Source organism: Leucobacter sp. M11 (genome assembly GCF_035726885.1).
GTDB lineage: Bacteria > Actinomycetota > Actinomycetes > Actinomycetales > Microbacteriaceae > JAPFRB01.
On the sequence record NZ_JAPFRB010000002.1, the window covers coordinates 315,082 to 316,599 of the forward strand.

General features: G+C 77.1%; 1 protein-coding gene and 1 pseudogene. Both read right to left on the reverse strand.

The genetic code is table 11. The features are described from left to right. Positions 1–182: pseudogene (locus tag OOT08_RS05760) on the reverse strand (porphobilinogen synthase); the annotation flags it as partial. Next, positions 179–1,518, reverse strand: a 1,340-nt coding sequence (locus OOT08_RS05765) for a uroporphyrinogen-III synthase (RefSeq protein WP_325091626.1), incomplete at its 5' end; no start/stop codon positions are given. The gene OOT08_RS05765 and the pseudogene OOT08_RS05760, both read right to left, overlap by 4 nt.

A 1,518-nucleotide genomic window follows, 5' to 3' on the forward strand; every position in this document is an offset into this window, starting at 1 on the left:
AGGGAGTCCTCGCTGTGCTGGACCACGCCCGGCATCGAGCCGATGGGGGCGGGCTCGGTGATGCCCTCGCGGACAAAGAGCGGCAGCACCAGATCGGCGGGGTGCACGCGGGTCTCGCGGGCGAGCGTGCGAAGGGCGGGGCTCTGCCGGAGCCTCCTGGGGCGAACGACGGGTGTGATCACGAGTGCTTCCTGTTCTGGGTCGGTGCGGCGGACACGGCGTGCCCGGCCGGGATCGGAGAAACATCTGTGCCGCCGCGCTCGGCGTGCGCCTCGGCCCAGGCCGCGAGCATCGCGGGCAGGCTCGCGCTTCCGGCGATGCCGTCCACGCGCAGCCCGTGCTCCCGGGCCACCTCAGCGCTGGGCGCGCCGATGGCAATCACCAGGCACTCGGCGGGCTGCGGGTGTTCCGCATCAAACACGCCGCCGAGCGCGCGCGCGACGCTGCCGCTCGTCACGAGCACGCCGCGAAGGTCGCCCGCCCGGAGCCGCGTCACCAGCTCGGGCGCGGGCGGCACCTCCCGGGTCCGATACAGCGGCACCTCGGAGACCGCGAACCCGAGCCCGCGCAGGCCCTCCGCGAGCGTCGGCGTCGCGCCGTCCGCGCCGAGCGCGAGGACCGTGTCCCCGCTTCGGGGCTCGGCGGCCAGGGCGGTTACCATCCCGGCGGCGGAGTGTTCCCGGCCGGGCACGAGATCAACCCGGTACCCGGCGTCGAGGAGCGCCCGCTCCGTGGCCGGGCCGACCGCGGCGATCCGGGTGCGCTCCCCCACGGCCGCGCCGCGCTCCGCGAGCAGGCGCACGGTCGTGACGCTCGTCACGGTCAGCCACGCGTACTCCCCCGCGGCCAGCTCGGCGAGCGCCGCCGCGACCCGGGCGCGCTCGCCCGGGCCGGCGAGCGCCTCGGTTCGGATCAGCTCGCTCGGCACGGGGACCGCCCCGCGCCGGGTCAGCTCCGCGCCGCCGCTCTCCCCGAGCGAGCCGCCCGTCGGGAACAGGATCTCGGGTCGGCCGGGCACCGCCCCCCGGGGCGCGTCGAGAATGCGCGGGGCCGTCAGCTCGTGCGGGGTGAGCACCTCGTGGCCGCAGCTGTCGTGCAGGGTGGCGATGTCGTCGGCTCCCGCGGCGACGAGCTCCCGGGCGAGGGCTCGCCCCAGCTGCTCCGCGTCGCGGAGGGCCCCCTCCGCGTGCGCCTCCGGCACGCAGCTGCCCTCCCGGGTGAGGCTCTCGCGCCCGTCGATCGCGGTGATCGTGGCCCGGAGGGTGAGCGAGGCTCCGTCGAAGCTCGCGCTCGCCCCCACCGGGGCGGCGCAGCCCGCGCCGAGCTCGGCGAGCACGGCGCGCTCGGCAACCGCGGTGAGGTGCGCTGCCGGGTCCTCCACCGCGCGGAGGGCGGCCAGGAGCTCGGCCGAGTGCGGCCGCTCCGCCGTAGCGGACCGGATTTCCAGCGCGAGCGCGCCCTGGGCCGGGGCCGTTGGCGTCTCGGCCAGGGGGAAGATCTCGGTGATGTGCTCGGCGT